General features: G+C 70.8%; 16 protein-coding genes. 4 read left to right on the top strand and 12 right to left on the bottom strand.

Features of this window, described 5'->3' with window-relative positions:
• Window positions 1–9: 9 nt before the first annotated feature.
• Window positions 10–435, bottom strand: coding sequence for a DUF1003 domain-containing protein (locus tag ABD285_RS11740; protein ID WP_284255402.1), 426 nt, complete (start codon window positions 433–435; stop codon window positions 10–12).
• Window positions 435–1,181: an SDR family NAD(P)-dependent oxidoreductase gene (locus ABD285_RS11735; RefSeq protein ID WP_284255403.1), complete on the bottom strand. Its 747-nt coding sequence runs from the start codon at window positions 1,179–1,181 to the stop codon at window positions 435–437. Before ABD285_RS11735 ends, ABD285_RS11740 begins: the two co-directional genes overlap by 1 nt.
• A gap of 126 nt (window positions 1,182–1,307) precedes the next feature.
• On the opposite strand from ABD285_RS11735, the gene ABD285_RS11730 reads away from it, so the two are divergent.
• A complete protein-coding gene (locus ABD285_RS11730; RefSeq protein WP_284255405.1) occupies window positions 1,308–2,171 on the top strand; it encodes a universal stress protein in 864 nt (287 codons plus the stop codon).
• On the opposite strand, the gene ABD285_RS11725 is transcribed toward ABD285_RS11730, so the two are convergent.
• The 5 genes from ABD285_RS11725 to ABD285_RS11705 are packed head-to-tail and all read right to left on the bottom strand — an operon-like array spanning window position 2,168 to window position 7,446.
• Window positions 2,168–2,776, bottom strand: coding sequence for a hypothetical protein (locus ABD285_RS11725; RefSeq protein ID WP_284255406.1), 609 nt, complete (start codon window positions 2,774–2,776; stop codon window positions 2,168–2,170). The two genes, ABD285_RS11730 and ABD285_RS11725, sit on opposite strands and share 4 nt — an antisense overlap.
• Window positions 2,773–3,723, bottom strand: coding sequence for an amino acid kinase family protein (locus ABD285_RS11720; RefSeq protein ID WP_344202703.1), 951 nt, complete (start codon window positions 3,721–3,723; stop codon window positions 2,773–2,775). Before ABD285_RS11720 ends, ABD285_RS11725 begins: the two co-directional genes overlap by 4 nt.
• On the bottom strand, window positions 3,720–4,739 hold the full coding sequence (gene argF, locus ABD285_RS11715; RefSeq protein WP_284255409.1) for an ornithine carbamoyltransferase: 1,020 nt from the start codon (window positions 4,737–4,739) through the stop codon (window positions 3,720–3,722). Before argF ends, ABD285_RS11720 begins: the two co-directional genes overlap by 4 nt.
• Window positions 4,736–5,992 carry an arginine deiminase gene (locus tag ABD285_RS11710; RefSeq protein WP_344202701.1) on the bottom strand — a complete coding sequence of 419 codons (1,257 nt, stop codon included), beginning with the start codon at window positions 5,990–5,992 and terminating at the stop codon, window positions 4,736–4,738. Before ABD285_RS11710 ends, argF begins: the two co-directional genes overlap by 4 nt.
• Window positions 5,989–7,446: an amino acid permease gene (locus ABD285_RS11705; RefSeq protein WP_284255413.1), complete on the bottom strand. Its 1,458-nt coding sequence runs from the start codon at window positions 7,444–7,446 to the stop codon at window positions 5,989–5,991. Before ABD285_RS11705 ends, ABD285_RS11710 begins: the two co-directional genes overlap by 4 nt.
• A gap of 111 nt (window positions 7,447–7,557) precedes the next feature.
• Here ABD285_RS11705 and ABD285_RS11700 point away from each other — a divergent pair, with 111 nt between their 5' ends.
• On the top strand, window positions 7,558–8,112 hold the full coding sequence (locus ABD285_RS11700; RefSeq protein WP_284255414.1) for a flavodoxin family protein: 555 nt from the start codon (window positions 7,558–7,560) through the stop codon (window positions 8,110–8,112).
• A gap of 105 nt (window positions 8,113–8,217) precedes the next feature.
• On the opposite strand, the gene ABD285_RS11695 is transcribed toward ABD285_RS11700, so the two are convergent.
• The 3 genes from ABD285_RS11695 to ABD285_RS11685 are packed head-to-tail and all read right to left on the bottom strand — an operon-like array spanning window position 8,218 to window position 11,285.
• Window positions 8,218–8,997 carry an alpha/beta fold hydrolase gene (locus ABD285_RS11695; RefSeq protein WP_284255416.1) on the bottom strand — a complete coding sequence of 260 codons (780 nt, stop codon included), beginning with the start codon at window positions 8,995–8,997 and terminating at the stop codon, window positions 8,218–8,220.
• A 10-nt stretch (window positions 8,998–9,007) separates the two neighbouring features.
• Window positions 9,008–10,873 carry a heavy metal translocating P-type ATPase gene (locus tag ABD285_RS11690; RefSeq protein WP_284255417.1) on the bottom strand — a complete coding sequence of 622 codons (1,866 nt, stop codon included), beginning with the start codon at window positions 10,871–10,873 and terminating at the stop codon, window positions 9,008–9,010.
• Between the two features lies 1 nt (window position 10,874).
• The gene (locus ABD285_RS11685; protein WP_284255418.1) at window positions 10,875–11,285 is read right to left on the bottom strand and encodes a pyridoxamine 5'-phosphate oxidase family protein; all 411 of its coding nucleotides are present in this window, start codon (window positions 11,283–11,285) and stop codon (window positions 10,875–10,877) included.
• 179 nt (window positions 11,286–11,464) lie between these two features.
• Between ABD285_RS11685 and ABD285_RS11680 the strand changes: the two genes are divergently transcribed.
• Together ABD285_RS11680 and ABD285_RS11675 are read left to right on the top strand one after the other, a co-directional pair.
• Complete coding sequence (locus ABD285_RS11680; RefSeq protein WP_284255419.1) at window positions 11,465–11,854, top strand: DUF805 domain-containing protein; 390 nt, start codon at window positions 11,465–11,467, stop codon at window positions 11,852–11,854.
• Window positions 11,855–11,857: 3 nt separating this feature from the next.
• Window positions 11,858–12,298, top strand: coding sequence for a hypothetical protein (locus ABD285_RS11675; protein WP_344202697.1), 441 nt, complete (start codon window positions 11,858–11,860; stop codon window positions 12,296–12,298).
• Here ABD285_RS11675 and ABD285_RS11670 read toward each other — a convergent pair.
• Window positions 12,295–14,733: a phosphoketolase family protein gene (locus ABD285_RS11670; RefSeq protein WP_425565026.1), complete on the bottom strand. Its 2,439-nt coding sequence runs from the start codon at window positions 14,731–14,733 to the stop codon at window positions 12,295–12,297. The two genes, ABD285_RS11675 and ABD285_RS11670, sit on opposite strands and share 4 nt — an antisense overlap.
• A 52-nt stretch (window positions 14,734–14,785) precedes the next feature.
• Window positions 14,786–15,226: a universal stress protein gene (locus ABD285_RS11665; protein WP_284255421.1), complete on the bottom strand. Its 441-nt coding sequence runs from the start codon at window positions 15,224–15,226 to the stop codon at window positions 14,786–14,788.
• Between the last annotated feature and the right edge of the window lie 53 nt (window positions 15,227–15,279).

The following is a 15,279-nucleotide window of genomic DNA, read 5'->3' as shown; positions in this document are numbered from 1 at the left end:
CTGTCGTGGTCAGCCGGCAACCGCCCTCACGGATGCTTCGCCGGCGGCGTGCAGCTCTCGGAGGAGTTCGAGTTGGCGGCGGTTGAGCTCCATCAGCTCCTCGATCTCCTGCTTGGCCGCGAGATTCGTCTCATAATCGTGCCGGGCGAGCGCCGCGGCGATCGCGTCCTGCCGCTTCGCCGCGATCAGCAGGATCGCACCCTGCAGACCGGCGAGCATGCTGAGGAAGAGATTGAGAAGGATGAACGGGTAGGGGTCCCACCGAATCGCGAACACGTTCGCGAGCGCCCACGCCACCATCACGAGCACGAAGATCCCGACGAACCACCAGCTGCCCATCCCGTTGCGCAGGCGGTCCGCCGCGCGCTCTCCGCGCGAGAGCCGGCCCGTGGCCTGGTCGTGCCAGTTGGTGAGCGGTCGGTGCAGAGGGGTCATCAGTACGCCGCCCACCCGCCGTCATCGGGCAGGATCGCGCCGGAGACGTTCGCCGAGTCGTCACTGAGCAGCCAGGTGATGGCCGCGGCCAGCTGCGCGGCTTCGGCGACGCCGGGCACGTTGGTCTGCATCAGCGGCCCGAGGCGCTGCTGCGCCCACTCCGACTTGAACGGCGCCTCGATGTTCGTGGCGACCGCGCCGGGGGCGACCGCATTGCAGCGGATCCCCTTCGGGGTGTAGAAGAACGCGGTGCTCAGGGTGAAGCCGTTCACCGCGTGCTTCGAGGTCGTGTAGGCGGTGCCGGCGGCGGACGCCCGGAGCCCCGCCTCCGACGACACGTTGACGATCGATCCCTTGCCCGCGGCGATCATCTTCGGCAGGACGGCTCGGGTCAGCCGCATCATAGCCGTCAGGTTGACCGCCAGAACGTGGTTCCAGGTCTCGTCGTCGAGTTCCGCGGTGGGCAGGAAACCGTCCATGATGCCGGCGACGTTCGCCAGCCCATCGATCTGCTCACCAGCCGCCTCGATCACGCGGACCACCGCGGCCTCATCGGAGATGTCGCCGAGCACTGTGACCACGTCGCCCTCGAGTTCGTCGACGAGTGCGGCGAGACGGCTCTCGACGACGTCGGATGCGACGACGCGCCCGCCCTCGGCGACGATGCGCTCCGCGGTCGCTCGGCCGATACCCGATCCCGCGCCGGTGACGATGACGGTCTTGCCGGCGAAATGTGAACTGTCCATGCCGTCGATGCAACCGTGGCACCGCGGGGCCGCGTAGGGCCGAAGGTCCCACGGGACCTTCGGCCCTCACCCCGGACGGGGCGCGGGGTGAGGGTGGGAGGAGCACAGCACTCGAAGGAGCATGAGATGGAACGAATCGTCCTGGGCGTGGATCCGGGCAGCGGTCGGATGGCACTGGAATGGGTGATCCGCCGATCCCTGTCGAAGCCGACTCACGTGCAGTTGGTCCGTGCATTCGACCTCGTTCTCGCCGAACCAGACGATGAGGAGGCCATACTGCGGGACGCGGCCGCCCAGCTTCGTCGACGCTCGCCTACGACCGTCGTCGACGAGTCACTCGTCACGGTCGCGATCCCGGCGGCGCTGCTCGAGGCGTCGACCGAGGCGGATCTGCTGGTCCTCGGGTCGCGTCGCGGGCGGCCGGCCGCGTGGAGGCTCGGCGTCTCGCTGCCGCTGCAGGTCGCGGCTCGCTCGAAGTGCGCGACGGTGATCGTGCCCGAGGATTGGACGCCGTCCATGCGGCGGACCGTCGTCGTGGGCATCTCCGGTGACCACACCTGCGACCGCGCGATGCTGTTCGCCGCCCGGGAGGCGCAGGACGCCGGCGTGGAGCTGGAAGCGGTTCACGCGTGGACCGTCACCGTCCCCGACATGCATGACTCCCGGATCGCGATGAACGAGGGCGATGAGCGGGTGCTGCACCGCGACATCCTGTCCCGATCGTTGGAGCGGATCCGTGCCGCCTTCCCGCGCGTCAGGCTCCGCGGTCTCCTGGAGCAGCGCCTGCCCAGCGCGGTGCTGGCGGAGCATGCCATCCGGGGCCAGCTTCTGGTCCTGGGCAGCCACCGGTGGGGCCCGGTCACGGGTGTCGTCCTGGGGTCCACCGCTCGAGCCGTTCTTCCGGTCGCATCGGCACCGTTGTGCATCGTGCCGCCGGCGGCACCCACCTCGGGGAGCGTCGAGCCCCAACGGGACGCCGTGTCGGCCTAGTTCCGTGGGCCCGCCGTGAACACGCTGCGGGCCAACGGAGCGGTCAGCGACGCGATCGTGAGCGCCATCAGCAATCCGGCGACGACGTAGAGCCCGGCGACGAGCGCAAGCGGACTGCCCTCGTCGATAAACGGCGAGGGTGCGGCCGTCCAGGCGGCCGCGACCGCCCAGGAACCCATCGACGCGGGCACCCATCGAAGGCTCCGCGGCCGGTGACGGATCGCGAGCCACTGCGCCACCGGGATCATCGACAGAAGCAGGACCGCGCCGAGAGCGACGAGCGGGATCACTGCCGGCGTCAGATCGTTCAGACCGATCGTGCTGGGCATGAGGCCGATTCCCCACGCCGCGGCCGCACCGGCCGAGGTGGCTCCGATCCACCGTCGGCGCGCCGGTGCGAATCGCCCCAGGCCGACCACCTGGCCGATCCCCAGCAGAGCGCCTTCCACCGCGCCACCGCTCACGATCAGGAGAAGGCCGAGGGCCGGATTCATGCCGGACACCGTGACCACCACCGCGATCGCGGCAGCGACGGCGAAGCCGACGGCCTCGCCGACGGTGACCGCGACGATCCAACGCCCGATCGCCGGACGTTCTCCCGTCACGCCTCCGCCAACTGCTTGGCCCGGCTCTCCTCGATGGTCGCGGGCCCGAGGCTCGGGAGGACGTGGGTTCCCGCCTCGCCCGCCATGATCGCCTCGACGTCGCCCAGAGCACCGATGGATGCGACTCCCGCGGTCTGGTCCACGAATCGCCGCGCTGCGAGCACCTTGGGACCCATCGAGCCGGCCTCGAACGACATCTCGGCCAGTTCGGCGCTGGAGTGCGGGCCGGCGAGCGGCCGAGCATGGGGGGTCCCGTAGCCGTCGACGACGGCGGGCACGTCGGTGAGGATGACGAGCCGGTCGGCGCGAAGTGCGCTCGCGACCTGCGCGGCGACGAGATCCTTGTCGATGACCGCGTCCACCTCCCGGCCGTCGGTGGTGACGGGAATGCCGCCGCCGCCACCGATCACCACGACCGCGCCGGCGCGCAGCAGCAGCTCGGCCGCAGGTAGCTCGATCACCGCTCGCGGCTCGGGCGAGCCGACGACGCGACGCATCCCGTCGTCGTGCGGCCGGAACTGCCACCCCCAACGGCGATGGGCCGCGTCGGCCTCCGCCGCGGTGACGACGGGGCCGATGGGTTTCGTGGGATGTGCGAGCGCCGGATCCGTCGCATCCACGACGGTGTGCGACACGATCGCGACCGCGGTACGGGCCGGCTCGGCGGCGCGGAACCCGGCCGCGATCCAGTGGCCGATGAGCCCCTGCGTCTCCGCGGTGAGGTCGGCGAGCGGATACGGTCTGCGCAGCGCCGGGTCGGCCCGGGATTCGAGCGACAGCATGCCGACCTGCGGCCCGTTGCCGTGCACGATGACGAGGTCATGCCCATGGGTCGCGCCCGCGATCACGCGCGCTGCCTCGAGCACCCGCACCCGCTGAGGCTCGGCCTCCGGCCGTTGGCCGTGCTTGAGCAGAGCGTTGCCGCCGAGTGCGATGACGATCCTCACCGTGCCGGCCCCTCGTCACCGGCGAGGTCGTGGACCATGAGCGCCTTGATGGTGTGCATGCGGTTCTCGGCCTGCTGGAACACGACGGAATGCTCCGACCGGAACACCTCGTCGTCGACCTCCGCGCCGACCAGGCCCGTCACGCGGCGCATGCGCGCCCCGACGGTCGTGGTGTCGTCGTGGACCGCCGGGAGACAGTGCATGAACCGCGCGTCCAGCTTGCCGGTCGCTGCCATGAGTGCCGGCGTCACGCGGTAGGGCGCGAGCGTGCGGGCCCGGGTCTCCCAGAGGCCATCCGCTTCGCCCATGCTGACCCAGACATCCGTGTACACGGCGTCGGCTCCTCGGACGGCGGCGTGAGGGTCGTGCAGCACCTCGATGGTCCCACCGGTGCGGTGCGCGAGCGACGCAGCGTGCTCGACGACGACCGGGTCCGGCGCCAGCTCGGCGGGGCAGCCGACGCGCACGTGCGACCCGAGCGCGGCGCCCGTGACGAGCATGCTGTGCACGACGTTGTCGCGGCCGTCGCCGACGAACGCGATCGTCAACTCGGATGCGGGCCGTCCGCAGGTCTCCTCGAGCGTGAAGAAGTCCGCGAGAGCCTGGGTCGGGTGCCAGTCGTCGGTCAGCGCGTTCCAGACCGGGATACCCGAGGACACCGCCAGCTGCTCGACCGTCGCCTGGGGCGCGCCGCGGTAGGCGATCCCGTCGTAGAGCCGTCCGAGCACGGCGCCGGTGTCGGCAACGCTCTCCGTCTCGCCGAGGTGGGTCTGACCGCCGTCGATGTACGTGACGTGCGCGCCCTGCTGGACGGCGGCGAGTTCGAAGGCATTGCGCGTGCGCGTCGACGGCTTCTCGAACAGCAGCACGATGGCGCGACCCCGCAGCCGTTGCACCTCGGATCCTTCCCGGCGGGCGGTCTTCAATTCGGCGGCCAGGTCGAGGATCGTACGCGCGGCCGGGACGAGATTCCAGTCGCTGAGGGCGCCGATGCGGCGCTCGATGACGGCGCTCACGGCTCCACCACCGAGTCCCGGCGGATCGGGCAGGTCATGCAACGGGAGCCGCCTCGGCCGCGGCCGAGCTCGCTGCCGGCGATGGTGATGACCTCGATGCCGTGTCGTCGCAGCGCCGTGTTGGTGGCGACGTTGCGCTCGTACCCGACGACCACGCCCGGTGACACGGCGAGGAAGTTGTTGGCGTCGTCCCACTGCTCCCGGGCGGCGGCCCAATCGTCCTCCGCGGTCTGGAAGGTCGTCAGGGACGGGATGCCAAGCGCATCGGCGATCATCGGCGTGAGCGGCTGCAACTCGGAGACGTCGACGCCATCCGCGCCGGGGGTCAGGTTCCAGCCGGTCAGCGCGGTCGGGTCGAGGGTGGCGCCCATGGCGAAGGTGCCGCGATCGATCATCGTCATGAGCGTGTCGAGGTGCATGGTCGCGTGGGACTTCGGGATGGCGACGACGATCACCCGGTCCGCCTCCCCGGTCTCGAACAGCCGCGACGCGAGCCGCTCGATGCCGGCGGGGGTGGACCGCTCGCCCATGCCGATGAGCACGGTGCGATCGCCGATGACGAGGATGTCGCCGCCCTCGGTGGCAGGCGCAGATCCGACGCGGTGCGGGTCGTCGTAGCGGAGTGCGCCCGCGAACAGCGGGTGGTGCCGGTAGACGAGGTCGACGTGCAGCGACTCGCGACGTCGTGCGGGCATGGCCATCGAGTTCACCTGCACGCCGCCGTAGATCCAGGCGGAGCTGTCGCGGGGGAACAGGGTGTTCGGCAGCGGCGGCAGCAGGAATCCGTCGGGCGCGGCGACCTCCAGGGCGAGAGCGCGACCGACGCGCGTATCGATGTCTCGGCGGGCGAGACCGCCCAGCATGACATCGGCCAGCCATGGGGAGGATGCGTCCTCGGCCTGATCGCGGAGTGCGGCGGCCAGCCGGGCCCCGAATCGGTCCTCGGTGAACGTCCCGGCGATCGCCTCGCTGCGGGCGTGGCCGTCCTGCAGGGTGTCGTGCAGCAGGTCGCCGAACAGATGGACGACCACCCCGCGCGAGCGCAGGGCCTCGGCGAACGTGTCGTGCTCGGTGCGCGCACGCGACTGCCAGAGCACGTCGTCGAACAGCAGCTCCTCGCGGTTGGCCGGCGTGAGGCGATTCAACTCGATGCCGGGTCGGTGCAGGATCACCTCGCGCAGGGTGCCGATCTCGGATTCGACGCTGAGAGCGGCGACCGCGTCGAGCTCGGGAGTAGGGGTCAGGGTGGTCATCGGATCGGCTCCAGCTTCTTCTCGCCGCTCGCGGCGTCGTCATCGATGTCGGGGAGAGGCCCGGCGATGCGGGCATCCTCGAGGTCGGCAGGTGCGCCGAGCGGCGCAGAGTCCGGCAGCAGGTCGTTGCCGCGGCGTCGGGCCGAACGCGTCAGGGCGTAGAGCGGGACCGCCAGCAGCACGCAGACCGTGCCGTAGAAGACCGCCTCCTGGCCGCTTCCCAGCAGCGCCCAGAAGGTGAAGGCGAGCGCGATGATCGCGATCGTCATGTCGCGCACGAACCGGCCACCCCGCACGCCCCTGCCACGGATCAGGTCAAGGAGCTGCGCGCCGGCGGAGAACATGTACGGCACCACCGAGGTGAAGACGGTCAGCAGCACGACCGTGGTGAAGACCTGCTCGAAGCTCGTGTACGCGAGCACCGTCAGGAGGCTCGCCAGGACGGTGGAGACGACGACGCCGACGATCGGGACGTTGTGCCGCTCCGTCTGGAACACGCGGGGGAACAGCTGGTTCTTGGCGGCGGCGTTCGGCATCTCGCCGACGATGAGGGTCCAGCCGATCAGGCAGCCGAGCCCCGACACGACCGCGAACACGGCGATGACCTCGCCGGCCCAGCTGCCGCCGAACATGGCGTTCGCGGCGTCGCTGAACGGTGCAGTGCTCTTGCGCAGCGCGGCGTTGCTGACCAGGCCGAACACCGCGAGAGTGCCCAGGATATAGACCACCGCGCTGACCAGCGTTCCGGCGATCGTGGCCCGCGGGATGTTCCTGCTCGGGTCCTGGACGCGCTTGGCGGCGACCGCGGCGGTCTCGATGCCGAGGTAGGAGAACAGCGCGATCGCGCCGGCGCCGGCGAGGGCCGCCCAGCCGCTCGTGCCCGAGGAGTTGAACGGGCCGAAGTTGGCCGGGTTGATGAAGAAGACGCCGACCAGGGCGATGAACGCCAGGGGGATGACCTTGAGCACCGTGAAGATGGTCTGGGCCGCTCCGAGCGACCTCAGCCCGAGCACGTTGATGACCACCGGGATCCAGAGCCCGATCAGGGCGATGACGATCGACCACCAGATGTTGTGGTCGGTGTTCACGAACACCTCGACGTATCCGACGAGGGCGACCACGATGGCGGCGTTTCCCGCCCAGGCCGTGACCCAGTACGTCCAGGCGTTGAGGAACCCGGCGAACTCGCCGAACGCCTCACGCGCGTAGGTGTACGGACCGCCGGCTCCGTCGCCGGAGCGCTTCGACAGCGCCGCGAACACGAGCGCAAGCGCGATCGCGCCGATCGTCACCAGGATGAACGCGATGAGGCTGATCGGGCCGAAGCCCGCCAGCGCGGACGGGATGCCGAACACCCCGGTGCCGATGACCGACCCGACGACGAGAGCCGTCGCGGCCGGCAGCTTCAAGAACTTGCCGCTCGACGGTGTCGACGGCGCACGGTGATTCGTCATGACGCCCACCGTGTCGTGCCCGTCGAGCGCCACCTAGGGTCGAAGGTCCCACGCCGTCCGAGGGGACCTTCGACCCTTCAGGCGGGGCCGGGTGCCGGACACGCTCGACACATGGACAGTTCTTCCACGCCCCGCGTGCTCATCGCCTACGAGTCGATGTTCGGAGCCACCCGCCAGGTGGCGGAGGCGATCTCCGACGGTGTTCGCGGCTCCGCCGAGGCGGACTGCCGCGACGTCCGGCGCGTCTCGCCGTTCGAGCTGCACCGGTTCGACCTGATCGTCGTCGGCGCTCCGACGCACGCCCGCTCCCTGCCGACGCCCGCGTCGCGGGCCGAGGCCGCCACATGGGTGGAGGGGCGGATGTACGGAGCGCAGCTCGAGGACCGCGCGCTGACTCCGGGACTTCGCGAATGGATCGATCGGACCGCGCTGTCAGGCCTGAAGATCACGCCGTTCACGACGCGAGTGGACATGTCGCGGCTGCTCAGCGGCTCCGCCCTGCCGGCCATCGCGCGCAGGCTCCGCCGAGCCGGTGCCCAGGTCGGCAGGCGCGGGTACGAGGCCCTCGTCGACGAGCACGGGCAGCTGTGCGACGGTGAAGTCGACCGGGCGCGGGAGTGGGGCGGCATCCTGGGGCGGAGCCTTCAGCATGAAGCGCGTGTCTGACGCCGAATGGCTGTACCTGAAGCAGCAGGCGGAGCGGGCTCTCGAGCCCCGGCCGTCGTCGGAGCGATCGTCCGATGCCGGAGCGCACGACGACCCGCCGGCGGTTCAGCCCACCGCCGTGGCGACGACACGGGCCATCCGTCGACGGATCACGTGATCTCCGCCGACCACGCGATGACTCGTCACGCCGCGCAGGCGCTCCGCGATGCGGATGCCGGCCGGGGCGAGGAACGGGTCGAGCGTCCCGTACACGATCTCGATCGGCACCCGGATCGCGGCCAGGTCGCTCACGGTGGTCTGCGACTCGATCGATCTCTGCAACGAGAGGACGAACGCGCGCCAATTGTCGTCGGAGACGTCGAGGAGATCCTTGATCGGCGACAGGCGCGCCAGCTGCCCGGCGGCCCGGATCGTGAACTCCTTGTTCTCGCGCAGGAACCCGTACGCGCGCAGGTAGAGCTCCATCGCTGCGCGGTCCAGCGGGTCGCCGATCGCTGACGGCGCGAGGTAGATCGGCGGGCTGACGAGGACCACCCGGCTGAGATCGCGGGGGAACGCGGCACCGTAGCGTGCCGCGATCAGCGCCCCCATCGAGTGCCCCACGAGCACGAACGGCGCGCCGACCCTCATCCGGCGCAGGGTCCGGTGAACGGCCGCTGCGTGGTCGTCCAGGGTGAAGGCCGCGTCATCCGGCGCCGGCGACCCGCCGAAGCCCAGGAGGTCGAGGGCCAGCACCCGGTGCCGTCCGTCGAGGAGCGGGATGACGTTCTCGAAGGTCACCCACGAGGATGCGATGCCGTGCAGCAGCACCACGACCGGGCCGGAGCCACGATCGGTGGCGACATGCAACAGCGGTCGCCGCCGCAGAAGACCCAGTCGCACCATCCTCCCGATGCTATTGGGGAGCCCGGGCCGCCCGGAGAGCGTTCAGGATGGTCAGAACGTCCACCGCCTCCTGGGCGAGCGCGCCGAAGATCGGCGGCAGGACTCCTGTCGTGGCAACGGCCATCAGCCCGACGCTGACGAGGACGCCGAACCACACGCTCTGACGCGCGATGCGTCGCGTGCGCCGCGCGATGCGCCGCGCATCCAGCAGCGCACCGAGCCGGTCCGTGACGATGACGGCGTCGGCCGACTCCCCGACCGCACCCAGCCCGGATCGACTCACCGCCACGCCGACGTCGGCGGACGCCAGGACGAGGACGTCGTTGATTCCGTCGCCGACCATGAGCACCGGGCGAGGCAGCAGCTCCTTCACCACGGCCGCCTTCTGCTCGGGTCGCAGACGAGCGTCGAAACGATCGATGCCGACGAGCGCGGCGACCGCTCGCGCCGTACCGGCGTCATCGCCGGTGAGCATGACGATCTGCTCGATGCCGTCCTCGTGCAAGCCCGCGATCGTGGCAGCGGCGTCGGACCGCAGCGGATCCCGCAGCAGGATCCGACCCATGCCCCGTCCGCCGAGGCTGACCGTGACCGCGACCACGCCGGCGATCGGCTGGGCGAGGGGTGCTCCGGTGAAGGCGGCGCTCCCCACCCGGAGCTCAGCGCCCTCGGCCTTGGCCCTCATGCCGTCGCCGGGCACCTCGGCGACGGCGGAGAGCGCCGGGAGGCGCAGGCCGCGCTCAGCGGCGGCCGCCACGATCGGGGCCGCCAGCGCATGCGCCGAGAGCGACTCGGCGGCGGCGGCCAGCGCGAGGAGGCGATCGGCATCGACGCCGTCGGCCGGTTCGACGCCGGCCACCATCGGGGCCCCGCCGGTGAGCGTGCCGGTCTTGTCGAACGCGGCCGTCCGCACCGCTGCGATCCGCTCCAGCACCTCCGCGTTCTTCGCCACGAGCCCCGCGCGGGCCGTGCGGCCCATCCCGGCGACGAACGCCGCCGGAGCGGCGATCAGGAGGGGGCATGGCGTCGCGACGACGAGGACCTCGGCGAACCGCAGGAACTCTCCAGTGATCAGCCAGGCGGCGGCGGCGATCAGCAGCGCGACCACGGTGAACGGCACGGCGATCCGGTCGCTCAACCGGACGAATCGGGAACGCGAACCTGCGGCGGCTCCCACGGCGTCGACGATGCGCTGGTACTCGCTCAGGCGGGCGGGTGCGGTGCATGCCACGCGAGCCGGCACGGTCGTCGCCACCGCGCCGCTCGGGATCTGCGCGCCCCGGGTCAGCGTCTCCGGAAGGCTCTCGCCCGAGACCGAGGACAGATCGAACGCGGCGCGGTCCTCGAGGAGTGTCCCGTCCACGGGAACGAGGTCGCCCGGCCGGACCAGGACGACATCGCCGACGGCGACCTCGTCGACGAGGACCTCGACGGTCGAGCCGTCGGGCAGCACACGGAATGCCTGCCGCGGCGCGCGTTCCATCAGGCTCTGGATCTCGCGGTGGGCACGACGCGACGCGAAGTCCTCGAGAGCGTCCCCGCCGGTCATCATGAGCGTGATCACCCAGGCGGCCCACCACTCTCCCACGACCATCGTGGAGGCGACGGCGAGCACGGCGAGGACATCGATGCCCCAGCGTTGCGAGCGGATGTCGGAGATCATCCTGATCAGCCGCCATCCCGCGACTCCGGCCGCCAGCGTGCCCAGGATCCACGGCACGCCCCCTGGTCCGAGTGTGAGCTGCCAGGTACCCGCGACGGCACCGATCAGCGCGGTCCCGCCGGCGAGCGACCAGGTCAGCGGGATGCGTCGGCGGCGGACCGGAGCCGCGACGACGGCCGCCGCAGGATTCGCCCGGGTCAGCGGGTCGCCCACCTCAGGCCCACAGCCGGGTCCGCTGCGGGGCGATGAACCTGCGCCCGCTGATGAGCTCGGGGGCGAAGCGGATGACCATGTGCTTGGGCGATGGATGCAGCGAGACGAGTTCGTCCAGAAGCCGTGCGAGGGCCGGGTCGGCCGCATCGAGGATTGTGACGTCACCCTCGAGGACAACGCTCCAGAACCGGTTGCCCGAGCGCCCGTCGACCTCGAACGCCGCGCGAGGGTGCGCCCAGGCCTCCATCGACTTGCGCCCCGGGCCGGTCCGGAAATAGAGGATGCCATCCTCGACGAGGTAGTTGACGGGGAAGATCTGCGGTCCCCGACCGGTGGCGAGGGCGAATCGCCCGATCCGCTCCGATCGGAGCAGATCCCAGCACTCGCCCTCCGTGATCGATTCCGCGTCCATCGCCGGCGTCCTCACTCCCTCTCGCTGAATTCATCGTCCGCTGCCGACCGGAGCCCCGACAGGGCCATTGGTCCCTTCCGCCTTGGCGCCACCCGCTCTCGTGAAGGTCGACGTCGCGCGCAGCACGGCGGGACGTTCGGCCCTGGGGCGGTGGCGACGACGAGGGCACCGTTGATCGCATGATGACCTTCCCGACGGCGATCACGACCGTGTTTCGTAAGTACGCAGACTTCTCAGGCCGAGCCGCGCGCCCGGAGTTCTGGTGGTTCGCGCTCTTCGGAGCTCTGGTCTCCGCCGCGCTCAACTCGCTGAACGTGCTCACCCCTGAGGGCACCGTCTACCTCGGCTCGAGCCTCTCGGGCCTGTGGGGTCTGGCCACGCTTCTGCCGATGCTCGCGGTCACCGTGCGCCGGCTGCGCGATGCGGGGTTCGGCTGGGGACACATCTTCTGGGTGCTGCTGCCGGTGGCCGGCGTCGTGGTCCTGGTCGTCCTCCTGGCACAGCGGAGCACGGCAGCGGCGGCGCCGACCGGTGTCCCGAGGGCGCCCACGGCGGCGGCGGCGGGCTGACCCATGGTCGCGCGTCCAACCCGCGTGTTGCTGGCGGTCCTGCACGCCCTCGTCGCGGTGACCGCCGGAGCGGGAGGCGGCGCGCTGATGCTGGGCGGACTCCGTCCCGATCTGGCCGGCCCCCTGGTCCCGCCGGTCTCGTACCTGGACGGCTCGCTGTTCACGTCCTATCTGGTTCCCGGGATCCTCCTGCTCGGGGTCATCGGCGGCACCCACATCGTGGCGTTCGTTGCGCAGCTGAGGCGGACGCCGCATGCGCCGGTATGGTCGACGGCGGCCGCCTTCGGGACGCTCATCTGGATCTTCGTGCAGATGATCTACGTCCCCTTCAGCTTCCTGCAGGCGGCGTACTTCGCGGTCGGCATCGCCGAGTGCGGGCTCGTGCTGCTCACGCTCGGGGTGCTCCGCCCGCACGGCGAGCGGACGGCACGCCGCGGAGCCTAGGGGGCGGTCCACCGCCACTCGGCGATCTCGGGGATGTCCTCGCCGCGCTCCCGCGTGTAGGCGCGGGCACGCGCGCGGGCGTCGACCAGTTCCTGCCGGAGCCCGGCGTGCCGGGCCGCGAGGCCGGGCACCCGGTCGAGGACGTCGATCGCGAGGTGGTAGCGGTCGAGGTCGTTGAGCATGACCATGTCGAACGGCGTCGTGGTGGTGCCGCGTTCCATGAACCCGCGCGCGTGGATCTGGTCGTGCCCGCGGCGCCGGTAGGTCAGCCGATGGATCATCCAGGGGTAGCCGTGGTACGCGAAGATCACCGGACGGTCGACGGTGAAGAGGGCGTCGAACTCGATGTCGGACAGACCGTGCGGATGCTCGCGCTCCGACTGCAGCCGCATGATGTCGACGACGTTGACTACCCGGATCGCGAGGTCCGGGATCCGCTCGCGCAGGATCGTCGCGGCGGCGAGGGTCTCCAGGGTCGGCACGTCGCCGGCGCAGGCGAGCACGGCATCCGGCTCCTCGCCCTCGCGCTCGGTCCCGGCCCACGGGAGCACCCCGAGCCCGCGCGCGCAGTGCTCGACGGCCTCCTCCATGGTGAGCCACTGGGGTGCCGGCTGCTTGCCCGCGACGACGACGTTGACGTAGTCCTCCGAGCGGAGGCAGTGGTCGTAGGTGGAGAGCAGCGTGTTCGCGTCGAACGGGAAGTAGACCCGCACGACCTCGGAGCTCTTGTTGACGGCCAGATCGACGAAGCCGGGGTCCTGGTGGCTGAAGCCGTTGTGGTCTTGTCGCCAGACGTGGCTGGAGAGCAGGTAGTTCAGGCTCGAGATGGGCCGGCGCCACGGGATCCGGCGAGACGACTCCAGCCACTTGGCGTGCTGGTTGAACATCGAGTCGACGATGTGCACGAACGCCTCGTAGCAGTTGAAGAGACCGTGCCGGCCGGTCAGCAGGTAGCCCTCGAGCCAGCCCTGGCACTGATGCTCGCTGAGCACCTCCAGCACACGTCCGGCGCGGGCCAGGTCGACATCGCCCGGCCGGTATTCGGCGTTCCACTGCTTGGCCGTGGCCTCGTAGACCGCCGGCGCGAGGCGGTTGGACGCGGTCTCGTCGGGGCCCACGATCCGGAAGGTGGTCGGGTTGAGGCGGATCACGTCGGCGAGCCATCGTCCGAGCACGGCGGTGGCTTGATCATCCACGCCGCCCGGTTCGGCGACCTCCACGGCGTAGTCGCGGAAGTCCGGCAGCCGCAGCGGCACGCGCAGCAGGCCGCCGTTCGCGGCGGGGTTGGCGCTCATCCGGCGCTCGCCCTCGGGCGCGAGCGCCACCACCTCCTGGCGTGGAGCGCCCGCCTCGTCGAAGAGCTCGTCCGGTCGGTAGGAGCGCAGCCAGTCCTCGAGGATGCGGAGGTGCTCCGCCGTGTCGCGCGCGTTGGGGAGGGGCACCTGGTGCGATCGGAACGTGCCCTCCACGGCCACGCCGTCGATCTCCTCGGGGCAGGTCCATCCCTTCGGAGTCCGCAGGATGATCATCGGCCAGCGCAGTCGCGGCGCCTCCGGATCCGAGGCGGCGACCCGCCGGATCTCCCGGATGCGGTCCAGCACGTCGTCGAGGGTCGCGGCGAAGCGCTCGTGCACCGCTCGCGGGTCCTCGTGCCCGAAACCCCCGGAGACCAGGAACGGCTCGTGGCCGTACCCCCGCATGAGCTCGAGCAGCTCCTCCTCCGGGATGCGGGCCAGCACGGTCGGGTTGGCGATCTTGTACCCGTTGAGGTGCAGGATCGGCAGCACGACGCCGTCCTGGCGCGGGTCGAGGAACTTGTTGGAGTGCCAGCCGGTCGCCAGTGGTCCGGTCTCCGCCTCCCCGTCGCCGATCACGCAGGCGACCAGCAGGTCGGGGTTGTCGAAGGCGGCGCCGTACGCGTGGCTGAGCGAGTAGCCCAGCTCGCCCCCCTCGTGGATCGACCCGGGGGTGTCCGGGGAGGCGTGGCTCGGGATCCCGCCCGGGAAGGAGAACCGGCGGAACATCCGCTCGATCCCGGCCTCGGTCCGGTCGACCTCGGGGTACAGCTCGCTGTAGGTGCCGTCGAGGTAGGCGCTCGCCACCATCCCGGGACCCCCGTGCCCGGGGCCGCACACGAAGAGCGTGTTCAGGTCGCGCTCCCGGATCGCGCGATTGAGGTGCGCCCAGAGGAAGTTCAGACCCGGCGTCGTGCCCCAATGCCCCAGCAGCCGGGGCTTGACGTGCTCCGCGCGAAGCGGCTCGCGCAGCAGCGGGTTCGCGAGGAGGTAGATCTGGCCGATGCTGAGATAGTTCGCCGCCCGCCACCAGGCGTCGATCCTGTCGATGGTCTCACTGGTGATCGGCGCGCGCCGCTCGTCGGTTTCCACCCCGCCAGCCTGCTCCCCGGCGATCGCTGAGCCAAGGGTCGGGACCATTCTCATCCCGTTCCGGCGAGCCCCGGTGCACCGGGTCCGCGCGTCACGAACCTCACACTGCGGAATGCACCACGAGAACGGGGCAGTGCGCATGCTCGGCGCACGCCGCGCTGACCGAACCCAACAGAAGGCCGGCGAATCCGCCGCGCCCCCGGCTGCCGACGACGAGCATCTGGGCGCCCTGACTGGCGTCGATCAGCACCTTCGCGGCGGGACCCTGCACGACGTCGATCGGAATCGGGGAGGCGGCACCGTACACCTGCTCGACGGCGGCCGTGGCGGCACTCCGGGTCTCCGGTTCGGGCGAGTAGTCAGGGGTGACGATCGGGTTGTACATGAAGGGCCATTCCCAGGTGGCGATGACCTCCACCGTGCCGTGCACCGCGTCGGCGATGCGCTTGGCCACGCGCAACGCCTCGACTGCGTGCTCGGAGCCGTCAACGCCCACGACAACGCGGGTGGGAGGTACAGGAACAATGCGGTTCTCATTCATGGGGCCACGATCAGCCCGCCGAGCGACGAACTGAAGGGCCGAAGGTCCTCCGC

The sequence above is a fragment of the Pseudolysinimonas kribbensis genome, assembly GCF_039531715.1.
Lineage (GTDB): Bacteria > Actinomycetota > Actinomycetes > Actinomycetales > Microbacteriaceae > Pseudolysinimonas > Pseudolysinimonas kribbensis.
The sequence above is the reverse complement of the archived record's forward strand: the minus strand, read 5'-3'. Positions and strand labels throughout refer to the sequence as shown.

Bases quoted from the DNA above. Each gene is read 5' to 3' on its own strand.
- ABD285_RS11740 (WP_284255402.1), bottom strand. From the start codon at position 435: ATGACCCCTCTGCACCGACCGCTCACCAACTGGCACGACCAGGCCACG.
- ABD285_RS11735 (WP_284255403.1), bottom strand. From the start codon at position 1,181: ATGGACAGTTCACATTTCGCCGGCAAGACCGTCATCGTCACCGGCGCG.
- ABD285_RS11730 (WP_284255405.1), top strand. From the start codon at position 1,308: ATGGAACGAATCGTCCTGGGCGTGGATCCGGGCAGCGGTCGGATGGCA.
- ABD285_RS11710 (WP_344202701.1), bottom strand. From the start codon at position 5,992: ATGACCACCCTGACCCCTACTCCCGAGCTCGACGCGGTCGCCGCTCTC.
- ABD285_RS11705 (WP_284255413.1), bottom strand. From the start codon at position 7,446: ATGACGAATCACCGTGCGCCGTCGACACCGTCGAGCGGCAAGTTCTTG.
- ABD285_RS11700 (WP_284255414.1), top strand. From the start codon at position 7,558: ATGGACAGTTCTTCCACGCCCCGCGTGCTCATCGCCTACGAGTCGATG.
- ABD285_RS11695 (WP_284255416.1), bottom strand. From the start codon at position 8,997: ATGGTGCGACTGGGTCTTCTGCGGCGGCGACCGCTGTTGCATGTCGCC.
- ABD285_RS11685 (WP_284255418.1), bottom strand. From the start codon at position 11,285: ATGGACGCGGAATCGATCACGGAGGGCGAGTGCTGGGATCTGCTCCGA.
- ABD285_RS11680 (WP_284255419.1), top strand. From the start codon at position 11,465: ATGATGACCTTCCCGACGGCGATCACGACCGTGTTTCGTAAGTACGCA.
- ABD285_RS11675 (WP_344202697.1), top strand. From the start codon at position 11,858: ATGGTCGCGCGTCCAACCCGCGTGTTGCTGGCGGTCCTGCACGCCCTC.
- ABD285_RS11670 (WP_425565026.1), bottom strand. From the start codon at position 14,733: ATGGTCCCGACCCTTGGCTCAGCGATCGCCGGGGAGCAGGCTGGCGGG.
- ABD285_RS11665 (WP_284255421.1), bottom strand. From the start codon at position 15,226: ATGAATGAGAACCGCATTGTTCCTGTACCTCCCACCCGCGTTGTCGTG.